The 22,607-nt window shown below is 71.7% G+C and carries 19 protein-coding genes and 1 riboswitch; of the genes, 6 read left to right on the forward strand and 13 right to left on the reverse strand.

Annotated features, from left to right (window positions below; translation table 11 throughout):
• Positions 1 to 186 precede the first annotated feature (186 nt).
• From ABZW18_RS27410 to ABZW18_RS27420, 3 genes are all read right to left on the reverse strand, one after another.
• Positions 187 to 486 (reverse strand): DUF4193 domain-containing protein, encoded by a 300-nt coding sequence (locus tag ABZW18_RS27410; protein WP_356192264.1) that lies wholly within the window; start codon positions 484 to 486, stop codon positions 187 to 189.
• A 382-nt stretch (positions 487 to 868) separates the two neighbouring features.
• Positions 869 to 2,110, reverse strand: coding sequence for a HAMP domain-containing sensor histidine kinase (locus tag ABZW18_RS27415; protein WP_356192267.1), 1,242 nt, complete (start codon positions 2,108 to 2,110; stop codon positions 869 to 871).
• A 6-nt stretch (positions 2,111 to 2,116) separates the two neighbouring features.
• Positions 2,117 to 2,770, reverse strand: coding sequence for a response regulator transcription factor (locus ABZW18_RS27420; RefSeq protein WP_356192269.1), 654 nt, complete (start codon positions 2,768 to 2,770; stop codon positions 2,117 to 2,119).
• A 336-nt stretch (positions 2,771 to 3,106) separates the two neighbouring features.
• Here ABZW18_RS27420 and ABZW18_RS27425 point away from each other — a divergent pair, with 336 nt between their 5' ends.
• A complete protein-coding gene (locus ABZW18_RS27425; RefSeq protein ID WP_356192272.1) occupies positions 3,107 to 3,280 on the forward strand; it encodes a hypothetical protein in 174 nt (57 codons plus the stop codon).
• Positions 3,281 to 3,420: 140 nt separating this feature from the next.
• On the opposite strand, the gene ABZW18_RS27430 is transcribed toward ABZW18_RS27425, so the two are convergent.
• Both ABZW18_RS27430 and ABZW18_RS27435 read right to left on the reverse strand, forming a co-directional pair.
• Positions 3,421 to 4,221 (reverse strand): inositol monophosphatase family protein, encoded by an 801-nt coding sequence (locus ABZW18_RS27430; protein WP_356192275.1) that lies wholly within the window; start codon positions 4,219 to 4,221, stop codon positions 3,421 to 3,423.
• A 19-nt stretch (positions 4,222 to 4,240) separates the two neighbouring features.
• Positions 4,241 to 5,368, reverse strand: a complete 1,128-nt coding sequence (locus tag ABZW18_RS27435; protein ID WP_356192277.1) for a ferrochelatase — start codon at positions 5,366 to 5,368, stop codon at positions 4,241 to 4,243.
• Between the two features lie 109 nt (positions 5,369 to 5,477).
• Between ABZW18_RS27435 and ABZW18_RS27440 the strand changes: the two genes are divergently transcribed.
• The 3 genes from ABZW18_RS27440 (at position 5,478) to sepH (ending at position 9,721) form a co-directional block, all read left to right on the forward strand.
• Entirely contained in the window at positions 5,478 to 6,737 is a 1,260-nt protein-coding gene (locus ABZW18_RS27440) for an MFS transporter (RefSeq protein ID WP_356192279.1), read from the forward strand.
• Positions 6,709 to 8,016, forward strand: a complete 1,308-nt coding sequence (locus ABZW18_RS27445) for a D-arabinono-1,4-lactone oxidase (RefSeq protein ID WP_356192281.1) — start codon at positions 6,709 to 6,711, stop codon at positions 8,014 to 8,016. The genes ABZW18_RS27440 and ABZW18_RS27445 overlap by 29 nt, the downstream gene beginning before the upstream one ends.
• 670 nt (positions 8,017 to 8,686) lie before the next feature.
• Positions 8,687 to 9,721 carry a septation protein SepH gene (gene sepH / locus ABZW18_RS27450; RefSeq protein ID WP_356192283.1) on the forward strand — a complete coding sequence of 345 codons (1,035 nt, stop codon included), beginning with the start codon at positions 8,687 to 8,689 and terminating at the stop codon, positions 9,719 to 9,721.
• Between the two features lie 243 nt (positions 9,722 to 9,964).
• Here sepH and ABZW18_RS27455 read toward each other — a convergent pair whose 3' ends face one another.
• Entirely contained in the window at positions 9,965 to 10,807 is an 843-nt protein-coding gene (locus ABZW18_RS27455) for a sulfurtransferase (RefSeq protein WP_356192285.1), read from the reverse strand.
• A 261-nt stretch (positions 10,808 to 11,068) separates the two neighbouring features.
• Between ABZW18_RS27455 and ABZW18_RS27460 the strand changes: the two genes are divergently transcribed.
• Positions 11,069 to 11,842 (forward strand): VOC family protein, encoded by a 774-nt coding sequence (locus ABZW18_RS27460; RefSeq protein WP_356192288.1) that lies wholly within the window; start codon positions 11,069 to 11,071, stop codon positions 11,840 to 11,842.
• A 47-nt stretch (positions 11,843 to 11,889) separates the two neighbouring features.
• Here the strand turns inward: ABZW18_RS27460 and ABZW18_RS27465 are convergent, their stop codons facing one another.
• From ABZW18_RS27465 to ABZW18_RS27475, 3 genes are all read right to left on the reverse strand, one after another.
• A complete protein-coding gene (locus ABZW18_RS27465; RefSeq protein ID WP_356192290.1) occupies positions 11,890 to 13,098 on the reverse strand; it encodes a nucleotide pyrophosphatase/phosphodiesterase family protein in 1,209 nt (402 codons plus the stop codon).
• Positions 13,098 to 13,691 (reverse strand): DUF5998 family protein, encoded by a 594-nt coding sequence (locus ABZW18_RS27470; protein ID WP_356192293.1) that lies wholly within the window; start codon positions 13,689 to 13,691, stop codon positions 13,098 to 13,100. Before ABZW18_RS27470 ends, ABZW18_RS27465 begins: the two co-directional genes overlap by 1 nt.
• 74 nt (positions 13,692 to 13,765) lie before the next feature.
• The gene (locus tag ABZW18_RS27475; protein ID WP_356192295.1) at positions 13,766 to 16,675 is read right to left on the reverse strand and encodes a GNAT family N-acetyltransferase; all 2,910 of its coding nucleotides are present in this window, start codon (positions 16,673 to 16,675) and stop codon (positions 13,766 to 13,768) included.
• A gap of 128 nt (positions 16,676 to 16,803) precedes the next feature.
• Here ABZW18_RS27475 and ABZW18_RS27480 point away from each other — a divergent pair, with 128 nt between their 5' ends.
• On the forward strand, positions 16,804 to 17,085 hold the full coding sequence (locus ABZW18_RS27480; protein WP_356192298.1) for an HPr family phosphocarrier protein: 282 nt from the start codon (positions 16,804 to 16,806) through the stop codon (positions 17,083 to 17,085).
• A 176-nt stretch (positions 17,086 to 17,261) separates the two neighbouring features.
• Here the strand turns inward: ABZW18_RS27480 and ABZW18_RS27485 are convergent, their stop codons facing one another.
• The 4 genes from ABZW18_RS27485 to ABZW18_RS27500 all read right to left on the reverse strand — a co-directional run bounded on the left by ABZW18_RS27485 (position 17,262) and on the right by ABZW18_RS27500 (position 22,299).
• Positions 17,262 to 17,978 carry a GntR family transcriptional regulator gene (locus ABZW18_RS27485; RefSeq protein ID WP_356192301.1) on the reverse strand — a complete coding sequence of 239 codons (717 nt, stop codon included), beginning with the start codon at positions 17,976 to 17,978 and terminating at the stop codon, positions 17,262 to 17,264.
• A 126-nt stretch (positions 17,979 to 18,104) separates the two neighbouring features.
• Entirely contained in the window at positions 18,105 to 18,905 is an 801-nt protein-coding gene (locus ABZW18_RS27490) for a M23 family metallopeptidase (RefSeq protein WP_356192303.1), read from the reverse strand.
• A 14-nt stretch (positions 18,906 to 18,919) separates the two neighbouring features.
• Positions 18,920 to 19,102: riboswitch (cyclic di-AMP (ydaO/yuaA leader) on the reverse strand.
• A gap of 438 nt (positions 19,103 to 19,540) precedes the next feature.
• On the reverse strand, positions 19,541 to 20,908 hold the full coding sequence (locus ABZW18_RS27495) for a pitrilysin family protein (protein ID WP_356192326.1): 1,368 nt from the start codon (positions 20,906 to 20,908) through the stop codon (positions 19,541 to 19,543).
• Positions 20,909 to 20,943: 35 nt separating this feature from the next.
• Positions 20,944 to 22,299, reverse strand: a complete 1,356-nt coding sequence (locus ABZW18_RS27500) for a pitrilysin family protein (protein ID WP_356192329.1) — start codon at positions 22,297 to 22,299, stop codon at positions 20,944 to 20,946.
• Positions 22,300 to 22,607 lie beyond the last annotated feature (308 nt).

Genomic DNA, 22,607 nt, shown 5'->3' on the forward strand with positions numbered 1-22,607 from the left:
TCTCTTCCTATTTCTAACACCGAGACCCCGTGGGGGGCGCCTTTGCCACCTCTCTTCAGGCCCCGGCGGGGGGCTGCCGCGCGCGCGGCCGCGCGGCCTCGCTCGTCGCCTGCGCCCGCTGTGGTGCTCCGCCGTCCGATGGGGGCCTTCCCGGACGGCGTGGAGCCAGTCACGACCGTCCTGTTCTCAGGCCGCGCAGTCGCGGCAGATCGGCTGGCCGTTCTTCTCCGCGGCGAGCTGGCTGCGGTGGTGCACCAGGAAGCAGTTCATGCAGGTGAACTCGTCGGCCTGCCGGGGCAGTACCCGTACGGACAGCTCCTCGTTGGAGAGGTCCGCGCCGGGCAGCTCGAGGCCCTCGGCCTGCTCGAACTCGTCGACGTCTACGGTCGAAGTCGACTTGTCGTTCCGCCTCGCCTTCAGCTCTTCGAGGCTGTCCTCGTTGAGGTCGTCATCGGTCTTGCGTGGGGTGTCGTAGTCCGTTGCCATGTCGCTCTCCCCCTCTGGGTGTCTGCGGTGTCTCAGCGCTCGTAACGCGTGAGAGGCCGGACTTGTGCCCGACCTGAGGCGGAGATTTTGCCTCACATCAAGGTCTGTTACTCAATCGACACCCAACCGCACCCCTGAAGAGGTGATCGGCTTGGATGGCGATCGGGACCGTACACGGTCCGAAGGTCGCACTCACAGGCGCCACCCCGTGTACTTCCCGTGATCAGACCCCCCGGAAACCCGGATTTTCCCGGCTTTCCGACGACCTTTGCGATCACGGAGAGTAGATGGCCAAAAAATCGCGCATGTGATCGATCACACAGGAAGCTCTCCAGGTCGGAACCCGAAGATTCCGCGCAAAGCGAACTTCCGCGCCAGCATCTCAGACGGGCAGGGTGACGCGCATCACGAGCCCACCGCCCTCGCGCGGCTCGGCCGTGATCCTGCCCCCGTGGGCCCGCGCCACGGACCGCACGATCGACAGTCCGAGGCCGACGCCCTTGTCGCTGCCGGTCCGCTCCGTGCGGAGCCTGCGGAAGGGCTCGAAGATGTTGTCCACCTCGTAGGCCGGAACCACTGGTCCCGTGTTCGAGACCACCAGCAGTGCCTGCCCCGGCACGGCCTCGGTGGTGACCTCGACCCAGCCGTCCTCGGTGTTGTAGCGCACGGCATTCTGCACCAGATTCAGAGCGATCCGCTCCAGCAGGACCCCGTTGCCCTGGACCACCACCGGTGCCAGCCCGCCCCGCAGTTCCAGACCCTTGGCCTCGGCCTCCTCGCGCACCTGGTTGACCGCCCGTGAGGCGACCTCCGCGAGGTCCACGGGCTTGCGGTCCAGAATCTCGTTGTCGCTGCGGGCCAGCAGCAGCAGCCCCTCCACCAGTTGCTCGCTCCGCTCGTTGGTGGCGAGCAGCGCCCGTCCCAGCTGGGCGACCTCGGGGGACGCGGCCGGGTCGGAGAGCTGGACCTCCAGCAGGGTGCGGTTGATCGCCAGCGGCGTGCGCAGTTCGTGCGAGGCGTTGGCCACGAAGCGGCGTTGCGCGTCGAAGGCCCGCGCGAGCCGGTCGAGCATCTCGTCGAAGGTGTCGGCCAGCTCCTTCAACTCGTCGTCCGGTCCGTCGAGTTCGATCCTCCGGGAGAGATCGGAACCGGCGACCTGCTGCGCGGTACGGGTGATCCGGCCCAGCGGGGAGAGGACCCGGCCGGCCATGGCGTAGCCGAAGGCGAAGGCGACAACGCTGAGGCCCAGCAGCGCGAGCAGCGAGCGGCGGAGCAGCGAGTCGAGGGCCAACTCGCGCTGGTGGTTCATACAGGCGTCGAGCAGGGTGTTGGCCTCGTTGGCCGACAGACCGGGCGTGAGGCCGGGGCACTCGTTGCTCGTCAGCTGGACCTTGCTGTCCGGGAGCAGTTTGAACAGCGGCTCATTGCCCAGATTCAGCGCCTGGGCGGCCAGCAGATAGATGATCGAGAGCAGCAGGATGCCCGCGATCAGGAACATGCCGCCGTAGAGCAGGGTGAGCCGTATCCGGATGGTCGGGCGCAGCCAGGGAAACGGCCGGAGGGGCCGGCGCGGCTCCCAGGTGGGCTTGGGCGGTGCGGCCGGGGGGGCCGGGGTCTGTGCCATCGCGGGTCAGATCCGGTAGCCGGAGCCGGGGACCGTGACGATCACGGCCGGCTCGCCGAGCTTGCGGCGCAGGGTCATCACGGTGACCCGGACGACATTGGTGAACGGGTCGGTGTTCTCGTCCCATGCCTTCTCAAGAAGCTGTTCGGCCGAGACCACGGTCCCCTCGCTGCGCATCAGTACCTCCAGCACCGCGAACTCCTTCGGCGCCAGCTGGACCTCCTTGCCGTTCCGGAACACTTCACGGCGGTTGGGGTCCAGCTTGATCCCGGATCGCTCCAGGACCGGCGGCAGAGCGACGGTCGTACGCCGCCCCAGGGCCCGTACCCGCGCCGTCAGCTCACTGAAGGCGAAGGGCTTGGGGAGGTAGTCGTCGGCCCCGATCTCGAGGCCCTCCACGCGGTCGCTGACGTCGCCGGAGGCGGTGAGCATCAGGACGCGGGTGGGCAGGCCGAGATCGACGACCTTGCGGCACACGTCGTCGCCGTGCACCAGCGGGAGGTCCCGGTCCAGTACGAGAACGTCGTAGTCGTTGACCTCGATGCGCTCCAGAGCGGCAGCGCCGTCGTACACGACGTCGACGGCCATGGCCTCCCGGCGAAGTCCGGTGGCCACCGCATCGGCGAGCAGCTGCTCGTCCTCGACGACGAGTACGCGCACGGCGCATTCCTTCCCTACGGGCCTGTGGGCAGGCCGGATGTCCCTGGGTGAGCTCCTCCATCCTGCCCCGAAGGCTCATAAACCGGCGGTAAGGGGGTCTGCGGGCGCCGGGCCGGAACGGGAAATTCAGGATTCCTCGGACTCTTGAGGTTTCTCTGAGACAACGGGAGGGGAGGACGAATTGCACACCCGAGATCACGCCCTTACGCGGCATTCCGCGGCCTGCTGTCCCCCGCAGGGGCCCGGTGCGTGATCTACCCTCCCCCGGCCTCCGGCCGGGGGGACCCCCAGCAAGCGGCACACCCCCGTGCCATCGACCCACGACGAGGGGGCGCAATGGACGCGTTCACCGCAGGAATTCTGCACCGCATACGAACCACCGAGTCCGATCTCACGCGCGCTCGGGAGACGGGCGACGACTTCCTCGCCGAGGTGGAGCAGGCCGAGCTGGACGACCTGCGACGCCTGGCCGCCGAGCACGGTGTGGAGGTCGGCGCTCTGAGTGCCTGAGCGCCCCCCTTTGCGGCTGAACCGCCGCCGCTCTCGCGGGGGTGGCTGATCGCCGTCAGGGTTCTCCATTGATGGTTGCGCCGACACAGTGTGGGGCGCCCCGGGAATGCCTTCCCGGGGCGCCCCACACTTGCGCCTGCTCAGTCGTGCCAGGCGCCCAGGCCGTCCAGGACCTGCTGCAGCGGCTCGAAGAGGCCCGGAGGCGCGGCGACCGTGAGTGCTCCGGAGGCCGGTTCCCCCGGCCGGCCCCCGGTGAGCGCGCCCGCCTCGCGGGCGATCAGTTCGCCGGCGGCGTAGTCCCAGGGGTTGAGCCCGCGCTCGTAATAGCCGTCGAGCCGTCCGCAGGCCACATCGCACAGATCGATCGCGGCCGAACCCCCACGCCGGATGTCCCGCACCCGGGGCAGCAGCGTGCGCAGCACCTCCGCCTGGCCGGCCCTGCGCTCGGCGACATAGCCGAAGCCGGTGCCGATGAGGGCCTGCTCCAGGAGGGGCGCGGGGCGGCGCTCCAGGCGCCGCTCCCCGAGGTACGCGCCCCTGCCCAGCACCGCCCGGACCGTCTCACCCCGCATCGGGACCGCGACCACGCCCACGGCCGTCTCACCGTCGATCTCGGCGGCGATGCTCACCGCCCACGAGGGCAGCCCGTAGAGGTAGTTGACGGTGCCGTCGACGGGGTCGATGACCCAGCGCACCCCGCTGCTGCCCTCGATGCTGGCGCCCTCCTCGCCCACGAAGCTGTCATCCGGCCGCCGCTCCGCGAGATAGCCGGTGATGAGCTTCTCGGAGGCGAGGTCCATCTCGGTGACCACGTCGATCGCGCTGGTCTTGGTCGCCGCGACGCCGAGGTCGGCGGGACGGCCGTCGCGCAGCAGGGCCCCTGCCCGGTGGGCGGCCTCCAGCGCGTAGGTCAGGAGTTCGTCCTTCAGGGAGTCGTTCACGGTGCTCCTCGCTGTGCTGTCAGGCGTACGGGCTGTCGGCGCCCGCGGCGGCGGGGCGCGGGGTGCGGGCGGGGCAGCAGCCCACCGGACACAGGTCGTGGCTGGGGCCGAGCGCTCCCAGCGCGCAGCGCTCCGCCGAGCGCCCCCGCTCCACCGCCGCGCGCTCCAGGACCAGGTCGCGGATGCCCGCCGCGAAACGCGGATCGGCGCCCACCGTTGCCGCGCGGGAGACGGGCAGGCCCAGTTCCTGGGCCTTCGCCGTCGCCTCGGTGTCGAGGTCGTACCGGACCTCCATGTGGTCGGAGACGAAGCCGATCGGCACCATGACCGCGGCCGGGGCCCCGGTCCCGTGCAGCGCCTCCAGGTGGTCGCAGATGTCCGGTTCCAGCCAAGGGATGTGCGGCGCGCCGCTGCGCGACTGGTAGACGAGCTCCCAGGGGTGCTCGATACCTGTCTCCTCGCGGACCGCACCGGCGATCTGCCGCGCCACGTCCAGGTGCTGGGCCACGTATGCCCCGCCCTCGCCGTGCCCCTCCGCCGGCCCCGAGGTGTCCGCGGCGGCCGTCGGGATGGAGTGGGTGGTGAAGGCCAGGTGCGCCCCGGCTCGTACGTCCTCGGGCAGCTCCGCGAGTGCGGCGAGCGTCGCATCGACCATGGGCCGTACGAACCCGGGGTGGTTGAAGTAGTGCCGCAGCTTGTCCACCCTCGGCAGCGGCAGACCCTCCGCGTTCAGCGCCGCCAGTGCGTCCGCCAGGTTCTCGCGGTACTGCCGGCAGCCGGAGTACGAGGCGTAGGCGCTGGTGGCGAGCACCAGGATGCGCCGCCGCCCGTCCTCCACCATCTCGCGCAGGACGTCCGTCAGATACGGCGCCCAGTTCCGGTTGCCCCAGTGGACCGGCAGATCGACACCGTGCTCCGAGAAGTCCTTCCGCAGCGCGTCCAGCAGCTCACGGTTCTGCGCGTTGATCGGGCTGACGCCGCCGAAGAGGAAGTAGTGCTGCCCCACTTCCCTGAGCCGCTCACGGGGGATGCCGCGGCCGCGGGTGACGTTCTCCAGGAACGGCACGACGTCGTCCGGACCCTCGGGGCCGCCGAAGGACAGCAGCAGCAGGGCGTCGTACGGGGCGTGGACTGGCTGTTCGGGCATGCTCCCGATCCTGCCACCCGCCGTTCACGCCCGAAAAACCACGGGCGCCCGTCCCCTCCCGCCCGTAAGCTGTATCGGCTGAAGACATTCCTTACCGGCGGAGTGCCCCTTGCCCAGTCCGTACCGTGCGATCTTCGCCGCCCCAGGCGCCAAGGGGTTTTCCGCCGCGGGCTTTCTCGGCCGGATGCCGCTGGCCATGATGGGCATCGGCATCGTCACGATGGTCTCCGAGCTCACCGGCCGGTACGGGCTCGCGGGCGTGCTCTCGGCCACCCTCGCGCTGTCCGCCGCCCTCCTCGGCCCGCAGATCTCCCGGCTCGTCGACCGCTACGGCCAGGGCAGGGTGCTGCGCCCCGCCACCCTGGTCTCCGTCACCGCCGTCGCGGGATTACTCGTCTGTGCCCACCAGGGCCTGCCGGACTGGACGCTCTTCGTGTGCGCGTCCTTCGGCGGGTGTGTACCGAGCGTCGGCTCGATGATCCGGGCCCGCTGGACGGCGCTCTACCGCGGCTCGCCGCGCGAGTTGCACGCGGCGTACTCCTGGGAATCGATTGTCGACGAGACCTGCTTCATCTTCGGCCCGATCGTCTCCATCGGGCTGTCCACGGCCTGGTTCCCGGAGGCCGGCCCACTGCTTGCCATGGCCTTCCTCACGGTCGGTGTCCTCTGGCTGACCGCGCAGCGCGGCACCGAGCCCGTACCGCATCCGCGGGAGCACCACACCAAGGGCTCGGCACTGCGCTCCCCCGGCCTCCGGGTGCTGATGGCCACCGGCGTCGCGACCGGCGCGATCTTCAGTTCGGTCGATGTGGTGACGGTGGCCTTCGCCGAGGAGGAGGGACACAAGGCAGCGGCGAGCCTGGTGCTCGCGGTCTACGCGCTGGGTTCCTGCCTGGCGGGCGCGGTCTTCGGACTGCTGCACCTCAAAGGGCCCGCCCACCGCCGGTGGCTGCTGGGTGTGTGTGCGATGGCGGTGAGTATGATCCCCCTCCAACTGGCCGGGGACCTGCCGTTCCTGGCCGTGGCGCTCTTTGTCGCGGGCCTGTCCATCGCACCCACGATGGTGACCACGGTGGCCCTCGTCGAACAACACGTTCCGCGCACGAAGCTGACCGAGGGCATGAGCTGGATCAGCACCGGGATCGCGGTCGGCATCGCGCTCGGCGCGTCCGCCGCCGGGTGGGTGGTGGACGGCGCGGGCGCCGGGGCGGGGTACGCGGTACCGGCCGCGGCCGGGGCGCTCGCGGCCGCGGTGGCGTTCCTGGGGTACCGCCGGCTCCGGCCGGCAGCCGAGCGGGTGGGGTCGCCCATGCCGCGGGTAAGGGGAGGGGCTGGGGCGGATGAACCAGAGCAGCAGCGCATGGCGTAACTGGGCGGGGAACGTCACCGCCCACCCGGTCCGGTCCCTGGCGCCGACCTCCGCCGAGGAGCTGTCGCGGATCGTGAGGACCGCCGCCGAGGACGGGCTGAAGGTGAAGCCGGTGGGCACCGGGCACTCCTTCACTGCGGCGGCCGCCACCGACGGAGTGCTCATACGGCCCGAAGGGCTCGCCGGCATACGGGCGGTCGACCGCGCCGCCGGCACCGTGACGGTCGCTGCGGGCACACCGTTGAAGCAGCTCAACGAAGTCCTCGCGGCCGAGGGCCTGTCGCTGACCAACATGGGCGACATCATGGAGCAGACAGTGGCCGGAGCGGCCGGCACCGGCACCCACGGCACGGGCAGGGAGTCCGCCTCGATCGCCGCACAGATCAAGGCCCTCGAACTCGTCACCGCCGACGGATCGGTCCTGACGTGCTCCGAGAAGGAGAATCCGGAGATCTTCGCGGCCGCCCGGATCGGCCTGGGGGCCCTCGGCGTGATCACCTCGGTCACGTTCGGCGTGGAGCCGGTCTTCCTGCTCACGGCACGCGAGGAACCGATGCGCTTCGACCGCGTCACAGCGGAGTTCGACCAACACGTGGCCGAGAACGAGCATTTCGAGTTCTACTGGTTCCCGCACACCGGCAACTGCAACACCAAGCGCAACAACCGCAGTGCCGGGCCGGCCGCCCCTCCCGGGCGGATCAGCGGCTGGATCGAGGACGAGCTTCTCTCCAACGGCGTCTTCCAGGTGCTCTGTTCACTGGGCCGGGCAGTGCCCGCCACCATCCCCGCCGTCGCCGAGATCTCCAGCCGCGCCCTCTCGGCCCGCACCTACACCGACATCCCGTACCGGGTCTTCACCAGTCCCCGCCGGGTCCGCTTCCTCGAGATGGAGTACGCCCTACCGCGCGAGGCCGCGGTGGGCGCACTGCGCGAGGTCAAGACTCTGGTCGAGCGCTCGTCCCTGCGCGTCGGCTTCCCGGTGGAGGTACGGACCGCCCCGGCCGACGACATCACGCTGTCCACCGCCTCGGGCCGTGAGACCGCCTACATCGCGGTCCACACGTACCGGGGCACGCCGCACCGGGCGTACTTCACCGCGGTCGAGCGGATCATGACGGCGCACGGCGGGCGGCCGCACTGGGGCAAGCTGCACAGCCGCGACGCCGGGTACCTGGCCGGGGTCTATCCGCGGTTCGGCGAATTCACCGCGCTGCGCGACCGGCTGGACCCGCAGCGGTTGTTCGGCAACGCGTATCTGCGGCGTGTGCTCGGTGACTGACGGCGGATCCGCTGCGGCGCCCGACTGGCGTCGTCACCCCAGCGGCGCCCCGGCTCGCCCGCTTCCCGCCGCTCGAAGCCCTCGCACCGCTGCCCGAAGTGCCACCCGATCCAGTGGAATCGACGGATTCGCCGGGGTTCTCTCGGAGCCGTGGAACGGGGTGCCGGCGCCGATGTCGGGGCCCGTACGCGCCACCCCGAAGAGGAGTACAGCGACCGCCCTCGCCGCCGGAGCGCTGCGGACGGCACGTCCGGCACCGAAGTGACCTGCGCACGGAGTCAGAAGTTCCGATTCGGCGGGTTCCGTGAACATCACCCCTCACCCGCCACGGAGTTGCCCAACTCCCTTGCGCTACGACAAGTTCGGCGGCGCGGCGGGGCCACCCGCGTGGTCCGAATGGAGTACTGTGGCGAGCCCTGGCTCCGGTTCCTCGTCCGGCCGCCCGGACCTACCGGAGGGGGCCGGAGGCGGCACTCGAACCGGCGGAGCCGAGGCAGGACACGGGTAATGGCGCACAGGACGACCGACACGGTCACCAAGAGTTGCAAATAGGTAACCGTGTCATAACGGCGAATGCGGGTGCATGCCCGACACGCCAGGCAACTCGGCAATGTTGTGGCAGGCTGCACCCGGGCAGGCCACACTCGTCTAGCGGGAAGCAGCGACGCACGTGACGTCGGCAGGCACCACCCGGGAGGTCCCCATGCCCGAACTGCGTGTCGTGGCCGTCAGCAACGACGGCACACGGCTGGTGCTGAAGGCTGCGGACAGCACGGAGTACACGCTTCCGATCGACGAACGGCTCCGCGCCGCCGTGCGCAACGACCGGGCCCGGCTGGGCCAGATCGAGATCGAGGTCGAGAGCCACCTCCGCCCCCGCGACATCCAGGCGCGTATACGTGCCGGCGCCTCCGCCGAGGAGGTCGCTCAGCTCGCGGGCATCCCGGTCGACCGGGTGCGGCGTTTCGAGGGCCCCGTTCTCGCGGAGCGCGCCTTCATGGCCGAGCGCGCCCGTAAGACACCCGTCCGCCGGCCCGGCGAGAACACCGGCCCGCAGCTCGGTGAGGCGGTGTCGGAGCGGCTGCTGCTGCGCGGCGCCGACCGGGAAACCGTCCAGTGGGACTCCTGGCGACGGGACGACGGCACCTGGGAGGTGCTGCTCGTCTACCGGGTCGCGGGCGAACCGCACGCGGCGAGCTGGACGTACGACCCGCCGCGCCGGCTGGTTCAGGCTGTGGACGACGAGGCACGGTCGCTGATCGGCGACACCGACGACACTCCCGAGCCCAGCTTCCCGTTCGTCCCGCGGATCGCACGCCTTCCGCGCGACCGGCCGCTGGACCGTCCGGCTCCGGCCCCGGCACAGGAAGCGGACGACGGCGCTGAACGGGACTCGCTGACCAGCCTGCTGGAGGCGGTGCCCAGCTTCCGGGGCGACCTGGTCGTACCGGAGCCGGTGTCACCGCCGGAGGAACCGGAGGAGGAGCCCGAGACCACGGCCGAGCCCGCGGCGCCCGCCGCGGCCGGTGCGGGTTCGGCGTACGCGGATGTGCTGATGCCGCGCGCGGTGGCCGGTCACCGTGACCGGCTCACCGGTACGACGGACCGCCAGGCCGAGGCCGACGGAGTCCGCCCGGGGCGCCGCGCCGCGGTGCCGAGCTGGGACGAGATCGTCTTCGGCACGCGGCGCAAGAAGCAGGACTAGTCGGCGATCCGCACCACATCGCCGACCGGTCCGCCAGTCGTCGGCGAGCCCGCTGCCGCGGGGCGGCTTGTCCCCCCCGGCAGTGGGCTCGCCGCACCATCCAGGTCCGGCCAGGCGCGCCTTCGGCACCGCGCTCCGGATTCATGTACGGGCAACGGGCGACGGGCGACGGCCACCGGGTGCAACGGCCCGGCGGCCCACCCGCGGGAACCCTGCGCGGAACGGCCGTGCGGCGAGCGGGAGTCAGCCGCGCTCCGCGCCCGTGGCCACCGGCCTCGCCGGGTCCGAGGACCACTCGCTCCACGAACCCACGTACAGCGCCGCCGGAACGCCCGCGACCGCCAGTGCGAGAACCTGATGCGCCGCCGAGACACCAGAGCCGCAGTACACGCCGGGCTCACCGGCCCCGTCCGCTCCCGCTCCCAACGACAGGAAGCGCTCGCGCAACTCCTGCGCTGGACGGAAGCGGCCGTCCGCCGTGACGTTCTCCGTCGTCGGGGCTGACACCGCGCCCGGGATGTGGCCGCCGACGCGGTCGATCGGCTCGACCTCGCCCCGGTACCGCTCAGCCGCCCGCGCATCCAGCAGGACACCGGAGCGCGCGAGCGCTGCCGCGTCGTCCGCGGACAGCAGCGGAAGGGCCCCCGGCTCCGGGCGGAACGTCCCTTCCGCCGGTGACGGCACCTCAGTGGTGAGCGGAAGTCCCTCGGCCGTCCAGGCGGCGAGCCCGCCGTCCAACACCCGGACGGACGGGTGTCCGGCCCAGCGCAGCATCCACCACGCGCGCGCGGCGGCCCAGCCCTGCCCTCCGTCGTACGTGACCACCGCGCGGTCGGCCGAGACGCCCGCCCGGCGCATCGCGGCGCCGAAGGTGTCGAGGTCCGGCAGCGGGTGCCGCCCTCCCCCACCGGCCGGGCCCGCCAGCTCGGTGTCCAGGTCGATGTAGGCGGCGCCGGGCAGATGCCCCGCATCGTAGGCGGGCTTTCCCGCCGGGCCGCCGAGCTGCCAGCGGACGTCGAGCAGAACCGGCGGCTGCTCTCCCGCGGACTCGCCCTTGAGTTCGGAAGCGGTGATGATGACGTTCATAGTCCCCATCCTCGCTCAATCACGCCTACTTCGGCGGGGCCCGGGCAAGCCCGGAACACGACGGACGACGCCGGTCGTCGAGAGCCTCGCAAAGGATGCGAAAGAGGAATTCGGGCAACCTCCAGTGGGAACCCGCCGAATCCGGCGCGGCCGGGGCGTACTGCGCGACCGGTGGTGCAAGCATCTGCACGGGCGCCCGCCCGGGACGGCGGCGCGCCCGGTCCCGCACGACCACCACGATGGTCCGAGGAGAGAGTGACGATGACCGAGGCAGCGACCCGCCACACACCGGGTACGCCTTGCTGGGTGAGCCTGATGGTCCACAGCCTGACCGCCACCCAGGACTTCTACGGCGCCCTGTTCGGCTGGGCGTTCAGCCCGGGGCCCCGGCAACTTGGCCCGTACGCAAGCGCGATGCTCGACGGCCGGGTGGTCGCCGGGATCGGGGAACTGCCCCCCGAACGGCATCTGCCGATCGCCTGGACCACCTATTTGGCAACGGACGACGCCGACGCCACGGCCGAACGGATCAGGTGCTGCGGCGGCACCGTCGGTGTCGGCCCGCTGGACGCGGACGAGGCGGGACGGCTGGTCATCGGCTCGGACCCGATGGGTGCGGTCTTCGGCGCGTGGCAGGGACGCGAGCACCCCGGCGCAGAGACGGTGGGCGAACCCGGCACGCCCGTCTGGAACGAGCTGCTGACCCAGGAGACCGCGGACGTCGGGAAGTTCTACGCGGCCGTCTTCGGCTTCGAGTCCGAGGCCGACGTCTCCGCGGACCGCGACTACCTCACGCTGCGCCTGGAGGGCCGGCCCCTGGCGGCGATCCACGGGGTGGGGAGTGTTCTGCCACGCGACCGGGGCCCGCACTGGATGACGTACTTCGCAGTCGCCGACACGGATGCGGCGGCCCGCCGGGTGACCGAGCTGGGCGGACACGTACTGCGGCAGCCACGGGACGGCTCGATGGGACGGCTGGCGACGGTCGCGGACCCGGAGGGCGCGGTCTTCACGATCGTAAGGACCGAAGCCTGACGGCCCGGCGGCCGGTGGGAGCGGCGTGGTCAGGTGGTTCGGGTGGTTCAGGTGCGCACTTCGAGGAGTGGAACGAGCTGTTCGACGGCGGTCATCGAGCCATGAAGACCGACCATCGCCGACTCGTGCGGCTCGGTCTGCGAGGCAACGATCGCGATGTCGTCGCAGGCCGCAGCCACCACATCACCGATGCGCCCGTACACGCGCTCGTCGGGAGAGAACCCGGGCGGGCCGAACCAGCCCGCCTCGATCGCCTCGTCACGGTCGGCCACCCACATCCGGTCGCCGAGGACCTCGCGCCAGACCGCCGCCACATCGGCCGCCGCGCCGGGCACCGCGTAGACGTGCCGGGCGCGGCCCTCGCCCCCGAGCAGGGCGACTCCGGCACCCAGCTCCCAGTCCTCGTCGAAATCGATCCGCGACTCCGGATCGAACGGAAGGTCGATCATGCCGTGGTCGGCCGTCACATAGAGGACCGAGCGCGACGGGAGCTGCTCCGCGAGGCGCTGCGCCAGCCGGTCGACGTACATCAGCTGGCCGCGCCAGGCGTCGGAGTCCACGCCGAAGCGGTGGCCCTTGCCGTCGACCTCGCTGTAGTACGTGTAGACGAGCGAGCGGCCCCCGGCTGCCAGCTGCTCGGCCGAGAAGTCCATCCGCTCCTCGCCGGAGAGCCGCCCGTGGAAGGTGCCGCCGCTCAGCGCGACCTTCGTCAGCGGGGTGTCCCGGAAGTCCGGCGCGGAGACCTGACAGGTGTGGACCCCCGCGCCGTCGGCGAGTTGGAAGACCGTGGGGTACGGCTGCCAGACGTGCGGATCGGTCCAGGGCTTCCAGCGCAGCTGGTTCATCAGCGCGCCGGTGTCCGGATCCCTGACGGTGTAGCCGGACAGCCCGTGCGCTCCCGGCGGCAGCCCGGTGCCGACGGAGGCGAGGGAGGTGGCGGTGGTGGACGGGAACCCGGCGGTTATCGGCGCTCCGGTGCCGCCGCGCGAACTCGCCAGCAGACCGGTGAGGAACGGCGCTTCGTCGGGGTGGGACTTGAGCTGCTCCCAGCCGAGGCCGTCGACGAGGAAGACACAGACCCGGTCGGCGGGCTCAAGACGCAGTCCGGCGGAGAGACCGGGTACGCCCAGCCCGGCCGCCACGGTCGGCAGCAGCTCGGCGAGCGAGCCGGTGCCGTACTCGGGTGCGGGAGCGCTGCGCGGATCGAGCAGCTCTGGATCGTGCCAGCCGGAGCCGGCGGTGGCGGGCTGAGCCATCAGTGACCGGCGGTGGCGGCCACGGTGGCCTCGGACAGCGCCTGTGAGAAGGCCAGGGTCTGCCGAACGGTATCGGGTCCGTCGCCCGCCTCGCTCACCCGGAGGCTGAGGTCGTCCGCGGTGGAGGAGCCGGTGTAGCCGTGGTCCGCCTCGCAGTTGGGGTCGCCGCAGGCGGCCGGCTCGAGGTCGAGGCGGTTGACGGCGCCCCAGCCGATGGTGAGGACGACCTCGCGCGGAAGCGTGCCCGGGGTGTACGACTCCGGGTTGGCCACGACGCGGCTCAGCACGACCGAGGAGATCCGCTCGATCTTGACGGACTCGGTGGAGGTGGTGGCGTACGGCGAGGGCGACGTCCCGTCGGCGGCCTGCTCGTCGGTATGGCTGACGATGAAGCGCTTGCCGGTGAGGACGAGCACGGTGACGTGCCTGCGGACCTCGTTGGCGTCGAAGGTCGTCTCCTGGTGGACCAGGTACGACGCGACCGGCTCACCGCCCACGGCGGCCTCCACCGCCTCGGCCACGAGGGCCGGGTAGTAGCCGCTGCGCTCGATCGCCGCGCGCAGCCCCTGGGTCGTCGTACCGGTCTTCGCCATGGGCCCATCCTACGGGGCGAAAGGAGGCCCGAGCCTCCTCGTGTGCGGGGTGCGGAGGGAGGGGGCGGGCGTGGTCAGTACTCGGGGAGGCGGCGCGGCCCGAGGTCGGCGGGGGCGGGGCGCGGAGCGAGCCGTAGGGAGGCCCCGAGCACGCTGAGGCCGTGCGGGGCGACCACCACCGGCTCCAGCTCCACGGCCACCACCTCCGGATGGTCGTCGACCAGTCGGGAGACACGCAGCACCAGCTCTTCGAGGGCGGCGGTGTCGACGGGCTGGGAGCCGCGCCAGCCGAAGAGGAGCGGAGCGGTCCGGATGGACCGGATCAGCTCGGCGGCGTCCCGGTCGGTGACGGGGACGAGGCGGTGGGCGATGTCGCCGAGCAGCTCGGAGGGGGCGCCGGCGAGGCCGAAGGAGAGCACGGCACCGGCGGCGGGGTCGATGGCGGCCCGCAGCACGGTGTCCACTCCGCGCGGCGCCATGGCCTGGACGACAGGGCGCAGCTCGTCGGCCTTGCCGAGGGCGTCGGTCAGCTCCTGGTGGGCTCGGCGCAATTCGGCTTCGGTGGTGAGGTCCAGCCGGACGCCGCCCAGGTCGGCGCGGTGGCGGAGGTGAGGGGCGGTGGTCTTGAGGGCCACCGGGTAGCCGAGCCGGGCGGCGGCTTCGGCCGCCGCGTCCGGGCCGGGGGCGGGAAGCGTGGGCAGCACGGTGATGCCGTAGCGGTCGAGCAGCCGCTGGGTGGCCGCGGCGTCGAGCGGGGTACTGCGGGGGGCGCGGCCACCGCCGGGGGCTGCCGCGTCGGGCCCGTCGGCGTCCGCCGCGGCCCCGAGCAGCGCGTCGATGTCCGCCGCGGTCGCCGTCTCCTCGATGTCCTCGTACTCCGGCACCCGGCCGGGCTCGGCGGCCTGCCGCCGCCACTGCGCGTACCGGACGGCCTCGGCGAGGGCCCGTACGGCCCGCTCGGCGGCGGGGTAGGCGGGGATGCCGGATCCGGTGCGGATGCCACGCGTTCCGGGAGCATCGGCCGATGCCGGGCCCTCGCCCTGTCCGGCTGCCGGAGCCGTGGGGGAAGGGGCAGTGGAGCCGGAAGGGATCGTCGTGGGCGCGCCGAGGGCCTCGATCAGGCCGTCGATCTCCAGGTGGACCACCGCGACCGGCTTGCGTGCCCCGCCTGCGGGCAGAGCCGACCGCAGGGCCTTCGCGAGGGCGCGGCCGCCCTCAGCCGGGTCCGGCGGGGCGTCGTCGCCGACCCAGGGGATGGCGGTGACGACGACCGCGTCGCACAGGTCGTCCTCGATGGCGGCTGCCAGGGCTTCGCGGAAGTCCTCCGGGGTGGCGGCTGTGGTGAGGTCGCGCGGCGGGAGCGGCCGGAGTCGCTCGGTCAGGCAGGCGTCGTAGGTGAGCAGACCGAGGGAATCGGAGTTGCCGAGGATCGCCACGCGCGGGCCGGCGGGCAGCGGCTGGCCGGCGAGCAACAGTCCCGCGTCGGCGAGTTCGGTGACCGTGTCGACACGGATCACTCCGGCCTGCCGGAAGAGGGCGGAGACGGTGGCATCCGGGATCCGGGTGGTGGGCACGGTGTGGCCGATCGGCGCGCTGCCGCTGTGCCGGGCCCCCTTGACGACCACGACCGGCTTCACCGCGGCGGTGCGCCGGGCGAGCCGGGTGAACTTCCGCGGGTTGCCGATGGATTCGAGGTACATCAGGGCGACCTCGGTGTCCGGGTCGTCGTACCAGTACTGCAGGAAGTCATTGCCGGAGACGTCGGCGCGGTTGCCCGCGGAGACGAAGGTGGAGATGCCGATGTGCCCGGCGCCGCGCCGGTGCAGCCCGGAGAGCAGCGCGATGCCGATCGCGCCGGACTGGGTGAACAGCCCGAGCCGGCCGGCGGGCGGCAACTCGGGCGAGAGCGAGGCGTTCAGCCGCACCGCGGGTGCGGTGTTGAGCAGGCCGAAGGCGTTCGGCCCGATGATCCGCATGCCGTACGAGCGGGCCTGCCGGACGAGTTCACGCTGCCGCTCGCGGCCCGGTGCGCCGCTCTCCGCGTAGCCGGAGGAGACCACGAGAAGACCCTGCACCCCGTGCTCGCCGCAGTCTCCGACGACGGCCGGCACATGCTCGGCGGGCACGGCGACGACGGCGAGGTCGACCGGCTCGGCGATCTCGCGGATGGAGCGGTGGGCCGGTACGCCCGCGCTGCCGAGCTCGGGCGAGGTCAGCTCCGTCATCCCCTCCGGGAAGGCGTTGTTGACCGCGTACGTACGGCCCGTGAAGCCTCCGTCGAGGAGGTTGCGCAGCAGGGTGCGGCCCACGCCGCCGGACCGGCGGCCGGTACCGATGACCGCGACGGATCCGGGGGCGAGCAGCCGTTTGACGGAGCGGGCCTCGGCGCGCTGCTCACGGCCGCGCTGGACGGCGAGCGAACGGGCGGTGGGTTCGAGGTCGAACTCGAGGCGGACGACACCGTCCTCGAAGCTGCGCTGCTGGGTGTAGCCGGCGTCCGTGAACACCTTGATCATCTTGCTGTTGGCGGGCAGCACCTCGGCGGCGAAGCGGCGGATACCGCGCTCCCGGGCGACGGCGCCGATGTGTTCGAGGAGCGCGGACGCCACCCCCCGGCCCTGGTGGGCGTCCTGGACGAGGAAGGCGACCTCGGCCTCGTCAGCAGGAGCGGAGGCCGACCTTCCGCTTTCGTCGATCCGGTCATACCGTACGGTGGCGATGAAGTCACCACCGACAGTTGCCGCGAGTCCGACCCGGTCGACGTAGTCGTGGTGGGTGAAGCGGTGCACGTCACGGTCGGAGAGCCGGGGGTACGGTGCGAAGAAGCGGTAGTACTTCGACTCGTCCGAGACCTGCTCGTAGAAGCTCACCAGGCGCTGGGCGTCGTCCGCGGTGATGGGCCGGATCTGGGCGGTGCCGCCGTCGCGCAGCACGACGTCGGCTTCCCAGTGGGTCGGGTACACATGCTCCGACGTCGTCCGCATGGGGCCCAGCCTACGGGCGCCCGGCCGGGATCAGCACTCCATGTGCCATGAGAGAGAGACTGACTGGGCATTGGTCTAGACAACGGCTACCATCTGGCAAGACCTGACACGACCCGAAGGGCAACACCATGGTTGAGCGCCGCGTCAACGTCGGCTGGGCCGAGGGCCTGCACGCCCGTCCCGCTTCGATCTTCGTCCGCGCAGCGACCGCCTCCGGCGTCCCCGTGACGGTCGCCAAGGGCGAGGGCAGCCCGGTCAACGCCGCCTCCATGCTCGCCGTACTCGGCCTGGGCGCCCAGGGCGGCGAGGAGATCGTTCTCGCCTCCGATGCCGATGGCGCGGAGATCGCCCTGGATCGTCTGGCGAAGCTGGTGGCCGAGGGCCTCGAGGACCTTCCGGAGACCGTCTAGAAATCGGGGGACCGCTTTTCCCTCAGGAGAGTGCGGTCGCCCGGTCGCCGATCCGGCGAATTCAACGCGGCGGGACCTCGGCGGACCATTCAGGTCCGCCGAGGTCCGCTTTTTGATTTTCCGCGCACCAGGAAGCGCGGGCAAGAATTCCCTTCTCGTTGTATACGGGATTCCTGTTAATTCCGGGCGCTCATTCTGTTGACGGATTGTTTCGAAGATCTCACATTCATCGGACGGCGCAGCCGGTAGGCGGCGGTCGAGCGCTCGGTGTGCAGGGTCATGAGCGCGCGGGCACGGTCCGCGTCACCGCGCGCCACCGCGTCCGCTATCGCCGCGTGCTCCTCCCAGGAGGCGGCCTCCCGGACCGTCGGATCCGCCGCGTAGACCCAGGTGATCTTGCGGCGGACCTGGGTGAGCAGAGCCGCGAGGCTGGGGCTGCCGGAGGCCTGGGCCAGGGTTTCGTGGAACCAGCCCCCCAATGACCGCAGATCCGCCAAGTGCCCCAGCCGGGCGCGCTCCTGGCCCAGCCGCACGAGCCCGCGCAACACCTTGAGGTGCGCTTCGGTACGGCGCTGTGCGGCGCGTGCCGCGCCCAGCGGCTCCAGCAGCGCGCGGATGTCGAGGAGATCCGCCGCCTCCTGCTCCGAAGGCTCGGCGACACACGCGCCCGCATGCCGGCGGGTGGTCACGAAGCCCTCGGACTCCAGGGTGCGCAGAGCCTCCCGGACCGGGACCCGGGAGACTCCGTAGCGGCGGGCGAGGACCTCCTCGGCCAGCCGGCTTCCGGGCGGATGCGCCCCGGAGACAATGTCCTCCCGGATGGCCTGGCATACCGCGTGCGCGGGAATCCGGCCCCTGGCCACCGCATCGCCGTTCACATTTCGCCCCCGCATGGCCGGACCTCCGCTTAATCCCCGTGAAACGCGTTCGATCACCGCTTGTTCTTGAACTCTATGGCAACAGGGCCGAATTTCCGATGAGGGCGGCCGGAACGAGGATATCTTTTGACCGAAGGCCGGTCAGATGCTGAGGCTGTGCGAGCGCAGATAGGCGACCGGGTCGATGTCCGAGCCGTACTCCGGAGAGGTACGGGCCTCGAAGTGCAGATGCGGGCCGGTGGTGTTGCCCGTGCTGCCCGAGAGACCGATCTGCTGCCCGGGGGTGACCGTCTCGCCGACGGAGACGCCGACGGACGACAGATGGCCGTACTGCGTGTAGGTGCCGTCCTTCATCTTGATGACGACGTTGTTGCCGTACGAGCCGCCCCAGCCGGCCTCGACGACGGTGCCCGAGCCCACGGCATGCACCGAGGTGCCCGAGCCGGCGTGAAAGTCGATACCGGTGTGGGTGCCGGAGGACCAGGCGCCGCCGGACGACTGGTACGGGGTGGAGAGGGAGCTGCCCTCGATCGGAAGAACGAAGGAGCCCAGCCGCTTGCGCTCCGCCTCGCGGGCGGCCCGGGCCTTGGCCGCGCGCTCCTCCTTGGCCTTCTCCTCGGCGGCGCGCCTGGCCTCGGCGGCCCGCTTCTTCGCCGCGGCTTCGGCCTTCGCCTCGGCGGCGGCCTTGTCGGCGGCGTCCTGCTGGGCCCGGGCCTGCTCGTCGACGGTCTTCGCGACCTTGTCTGCGGCGACGATCGCCTGGAGCAGGCCGGTCTCCGCGGCCGCGGGGGCGGGTGCGTCCGCGGGAGCGGCGAGCGCTGGGTTGGCGAGCGAGGCGACGACGCCGGTGGTGGCCAGCGTGGCTATGCCCGCGAAGTTCGCGCCGGAGCAGACGAGTCGGCTCGAGCGGCGGTGTTTCCCGGTGGCACGGGTGAACGCCATGGGGTGGCGAGCTCCTTTCCTTCCTTCTCGCCTACCGGGTTAGCTGACGGGTTCGGAGCAGGAAGGTCTCCTACGGGCCCCTCCGAGGAGGTGCCCGATTCACCCCAGGGACTGCTGCCCTCCCCCCGGAGGGGGCGAGGCGGGTGGGTCCCCGGCTCCCCAGGCTCGCGCCTCAGGGGACTCGGCGATGGCTGCTCCGGGGACCGCGGGTTGCGGGGTGTTCGGCCGGACAGTCGGACCGACGCTAAACGGGGCAACTTTCAATCGCCAAAGAAATCCGGGTGTTTGTAGCGGAGACCACAGAAGAACGGGCAGTCTCAGCAACAAAACGGGCAAACAGGAGTACCCCGGCGCCTCGTCAGGTGCCGGGGTACCTCTCTGTCCCGAAAAGGCCGGTCCGATCCGTACCGGTCCGTCCGTACCGGTCCGTCCGTACTGCCCTGGCCTGTCCGGCCGTTCGCCTCGGATCGGCGCGCGGTGTCCGGGTGCCATGCTGCCGGAGCACCTCCCGGACGTCCGGGTGCCGTGCAGCCGGAGCTGTCTCCCGGACGGAGCCCGGGAGACTCGCGCGCCCGGCGGGCAGGGCCGGACCGCCCTCAGGAGCAGGGCAGTTCGGGCGGCCGGCGGTGCGTCGGTCAGCCGCTGACCACCTTCACCTCGCCGATCCCGAGCGCCCTGACCGGCTCCTCGATCGCCGAGGCGTCCCCGACCAGTACCGTGACGAGACGGCCGCCCGGGAAGGCGCTGACGGCCGCCGCGGTCGCCTCGACGGTGCCCGTCTCGGCGAGCCGGGCGTACAGCTGCGCCTGGTAGTCGTCCGGCAGTTGCTGCTCGACCTGGTCGGCGAGCGTGCCCGCGACGGCGGCCGAGGTCTCGTACTTCAGCGGGGCGACGCCGACGAGGTTCTGCACGGCGACATCTCGCTCGGCGTCGGTCAGCCCCTCGGCCGCCAGGGTGCGCAGCACCGTCCAGGTGTCCTCCAGCGCCGGGCCGGTGGAAGCGGTGTCCACCGATCCGCTGATCGCGAGCAGCGAGGCCCCCGTGCCGTCCGGGGCCGAGCGCAGTACCTGGCCGAAGGCCCGCACGCCGTACGTGTAGCCCTTCTCCTCGCGCAGCACCCGGTCGAGCCGGGAGGTGAGGGTGCCGCCGAGGCAGTAGACGCCGAGCACCTGGGCGGGCCAGATCCGGTCGTGCCGGTCCGGGCCGATGCGGCCGATCAGCAGCTGCGTCTGCACGGCGCCCGGACGGTCCACGATCACGACGCGGCCGGTGTCGTCGGCGGTCACCGGCGGTACGGAGCGGGGCTTGGCGGTGCCGCCGGTCCAGGCACCCAGGCTGTCGGCCAGCACCGTGTCGAGGTCGATGCCGGTCAGGTCACCCACGACCACCGCGGTGGCGGTGGCGGGCCGTACGTGCGCCTCGTAGAAGGCCCGTACGGCCGCGGCGTCGACCCGCTCGACGGTCTCCTCGGTGCCCTGCCGGGGACGGGACATCCGGGCGTCCGCCGGGAAGAGCTCCTTGGACAGCTCCTTGGCGGCGCGGCGCGCCGGGTTGGCCTGCTCGTGCGGGATCTCGTCGAGGCGGTTGGCGACGAGCCGCTCGATCTCGCTGTCGGGGAACGCGGGCGCGCGCAGCGCGTCGGCGAGCAGCCCGAGAGCCTTGGGCAGCCGGGAGGCCGGCACCTCCAGGGAGACACGGACGCCGGAGTGATCGGCGTGCGCGTCGAGGGTGGCGCCGCAGCGCTCCAGCTCGGCGGCGAACTCCTCGGCGGTGTGCTTGTCCGTGCCCTCGGACAGCGCCCGCGCCATGATCGTGGCGACGCCGTCCAGGCCCGCGGGCTCGGCGTCGAGGGGCGCGTCGAGGTTGACCTCGACGGCCACGACCTGCTGGCCGGGGCGGTGACAGTGCAGCACGGTCAGGCCGTTGGGCAGGGTGCCGCGCTCGGGGGCGGGGAACGCCCAGGGCCTGGCGGTCCCGCCCTGCGGCTGCGGGTGGAACTTCATCGTCGAACCGGTCGTGCCGGCGGCGGTGGCGTCGGTCACTGCGCCGCCTCCTCTTCTTCCTCGTTGGCGTCGGCGTCGGCCTCGGCGGGCTGGGTCGGCTCGTAGACGAGGACCGCGCGGTTGTCCGGGCGCAGCCGGGCGGCGGCCGCGGCCTGCACCTCCTCGGCGGTGATGTCCAGGACCCGCTGGACGGCGGTCAGCGCCAGCTGCGGGTCGCCGAACAGCACCGCGTACCTGCACAGCTGGTCGGCGCGGCCGCCGACGGTCGCGAGCTGGTCCAGCCACTCGCGCTCCAACTGCGCCTGGGCGCGCTCCATCTCCTCCGGCGTCGGCCCCTCCTCGGCGAAGCGGGCCAGCTCCTCGTCGACAGCTGCCTCGATCGCCGGGACCTCGACGCCGCCGGAGGTCTTCACATCCAGCCAGCCGAGCGACGGCGCACCGGCGAGCCGGAGCAGACCGAAGCCGGCGGCGACAGCCGTACGGTCGTGGCGCACCAGCCGGTTGTGGAGGCGGGAGGACTCGCCGCCGCCGAGGACGGTGAGGGCCAGGTCGGCGGCGTCGGCCTCGCGGGTGCCGTCGTGCGGGAGCCGGTAGGCGGCCATCAGTGCGCGGGCCGGTACCTCCTCCTCGACGACCTCGCGCAACTGCTCGCCGATCACGTCGGGAAGCGTGCCGTCGCGCGGCGGCTGCTTGCCGTCGTGGCCGGGGATGGTGCCGAAGTACTTCTCGATCCAGACGAGGGTCTGCGCGGGGTCGATGTCCCCGACGACCGACAGCACCGCGTTGTTGGGCGCGTAGTACGTACGGAAGAAGTTCTGCGCGTCCTCCAGGGAGGCGGCGTCCAGATCGGCCATCGACCCGATCGGGGTGTGGTGGTACGGATGACCCTCCGGGTAGGCCATCGCGACGAGCTTCTCGAAGGCTGTGCCGTAGGGGACGTTGTCGTAGCGCTGCCGGCGCTCGTTCTTGACGACGTCCCGCTGGTTCTCCATGCCCTCGTCGTCGAGCGAGGACAGCAGGCTGCCCATCCGGTCGGCCTCGAGCCAGAGCGCGAGCTCCAGCTGGTGGGCGGGCATGGTCTCGAAGTAGTTGGTGCGCTCGAAACTGGTGGTGCCGTTGAGGGAGCCGCCTGCGCCCTGCACCAGCTCGAAGTGGCCGTTGCCCTTCACCTGTGCGGAGCCCTGGAACATCAGGTGCTCGAAGAGGTGAGCCAGACCGGTACGGCCCTTGACCTCGTGGCGCGAGCCGACGTCGTACCAGAGGCAGACCGCCGCGACCGGGGTCAGGTGGTCCTCGGAGAGCACCACTCGGAGGCCATTGGCCAGGCGGTGCTCGATCGCTGTCAGGCCGCCGGAACCGGCCTGTTGCGTGGCCGTGTGACCCATCGGCATGTACGTCCCTTCGATCGCGGGGTGACTCACTGCGTGAACAGTCCTGCCACTGTATGCAAGCACGCTGACACCTGACGAAGTTCCCCTACCACGGAGCGGCTACGCTCCGTGGCCCAGGGCGCCGTGGGCCGTACGTCCGAGCGCCGTTCCGCAGCGAGAAACGGACGGGCGCGGCAGCGCTTGGCCGGGTCGTGGATCGGGCTGTCAGCGGCTGGGTCCACAATGGTGCGCGTCAGACCCTCCCTCCTGTCGCCGCCTTCTGCGCAGGAGGGGCCCCTACCCCGCTCAGGCAGTTCTAAGGAGCAGCA

The sequence above is a fragment of the Streptomyces sp. NPDC004647 genome (genome assembly GCF_040609575.1).
GTDB lineage: Bacteria > Actinomycetota > Actinomycetes > Streptomycetales > Streptomycetaceae > Streptomyces.

What these genes read in the sequence shown, in the direction of transcription:
- ABZW18_RS27410 (WP_356192264.1), bottom strand. Translation starts at nt 486, where the DNA reads ATGGCAACGGACTACGACACCCCACGCAAGACCGATGACGACCTCAAC.
- ABZW18_RS27415 (WP_356192267.1), bottom strand. Translation starts at nt 2,110, where the DNA reads ATGGCACAGACCCCGGCCCCCCCGGCCGCACCGCCCAAGCCCACCTGG.
- ABZW18_RS27425 (WP_356192272.1), top strand. Translation starts at nt 3,107, where the DNA reads ATGGACGCGTTCACCGCAGGAATTCTGCACCGCATACGAACCACCGAG.
- ABZW18_RS27435 (WP_356192277.1), bottom strand. Translation starts at nt 5,368, where the DNA reads ATGCCCGAACAGCCAGTCCACGCCCCGTACGACGCCCTGCTGCTGCTG.
- ABZW18_RS27445 (WP_356192281.1), top strand. Translation starts at nt 6,709, where the DNA reads ATGAACCAGAGCAGCAGCGCATGGCGTAACTGGGCGGGGAACGTCACC.
- ABZW18_RS27455 (WP_356192285.1), bottom strand. Translation starts at nt 10,807, where the DNA reads ATGAACGTCATCATCACCGCTTCCGAACTCAAGGGCGAGTCCGCGGGA.
- ABZW18_RS27460 (WP_356192288.1), top strand. Translation starts at nt 11,069, where the DNA reads ATGACCGAGGCAGCGACCCGCCACACACCGGGTACGCCTTGCTGGGTG.
- ABZW18_RS27465 (WP_356192290.1), bottom strand. Translation starts at nt 13,098, where the DNA reads ATGGCTCAGCCCGCCACCGCCGGCTCCGGCTGGCACGATCCAGAGCTG.
- ABZW18_RS27470 (WP_356192293.1), bottom strand. Translation starts at nt 13,691, where the DNA reads ATGGCGAAGACCGGTACGACGACCCAGGGGCTGCGCGCGGCGATCGAG.
- ABZW18_RS27475 (WP_356192295.1), bottom strand. Translation starts at nt 16,675, where the DNA reads ATGCGGACGACGTCGGAGCATGTGTACCCGACCCACTGGGAAGCCGAC.
- ABZW18_RS27480 (WP_356192298.1), top strand. Translation starts at nt 16,804, where the DNA reads ATGGTTGAGCGCCGCGTCAACGTCGGCTGGGCCGAGGGCCTGCACGCC.
- ABZW18_RS27485 (WP_356192301.1), bottom strand. Translation starts at nt 17,978, where the DNA reads ATGCGGGGGCGAAATGTGAACGGCGATGCGGTGGCCAGGGGCCGGATT.
- ABZW18_RS27490 (WP_356192303.1), bottom strand. Translation starts at nt 18,905, where the DNA reads ATGGCGTTCACCCGTGCCACCGGGAAACACCGCCGCTCGAGCCGACTC.
- ABZW18_RS27495 (WP_356192326.1), bottom strand. Translation starts at nt 20,908, where the DNA reads ATGAAGTTCCACCCGCAGCCGCAGGGCGGGACCGCCAGGCCCTGGGCG.
- ABZW18_RS27500 (WP_356192329.1), bottom strand. Translation starts at nt 22,299, where the DNA reads ATGCCGATGGGTCACACGGCCACGCAACAGGCCGGTTCCGGCGGCCTG.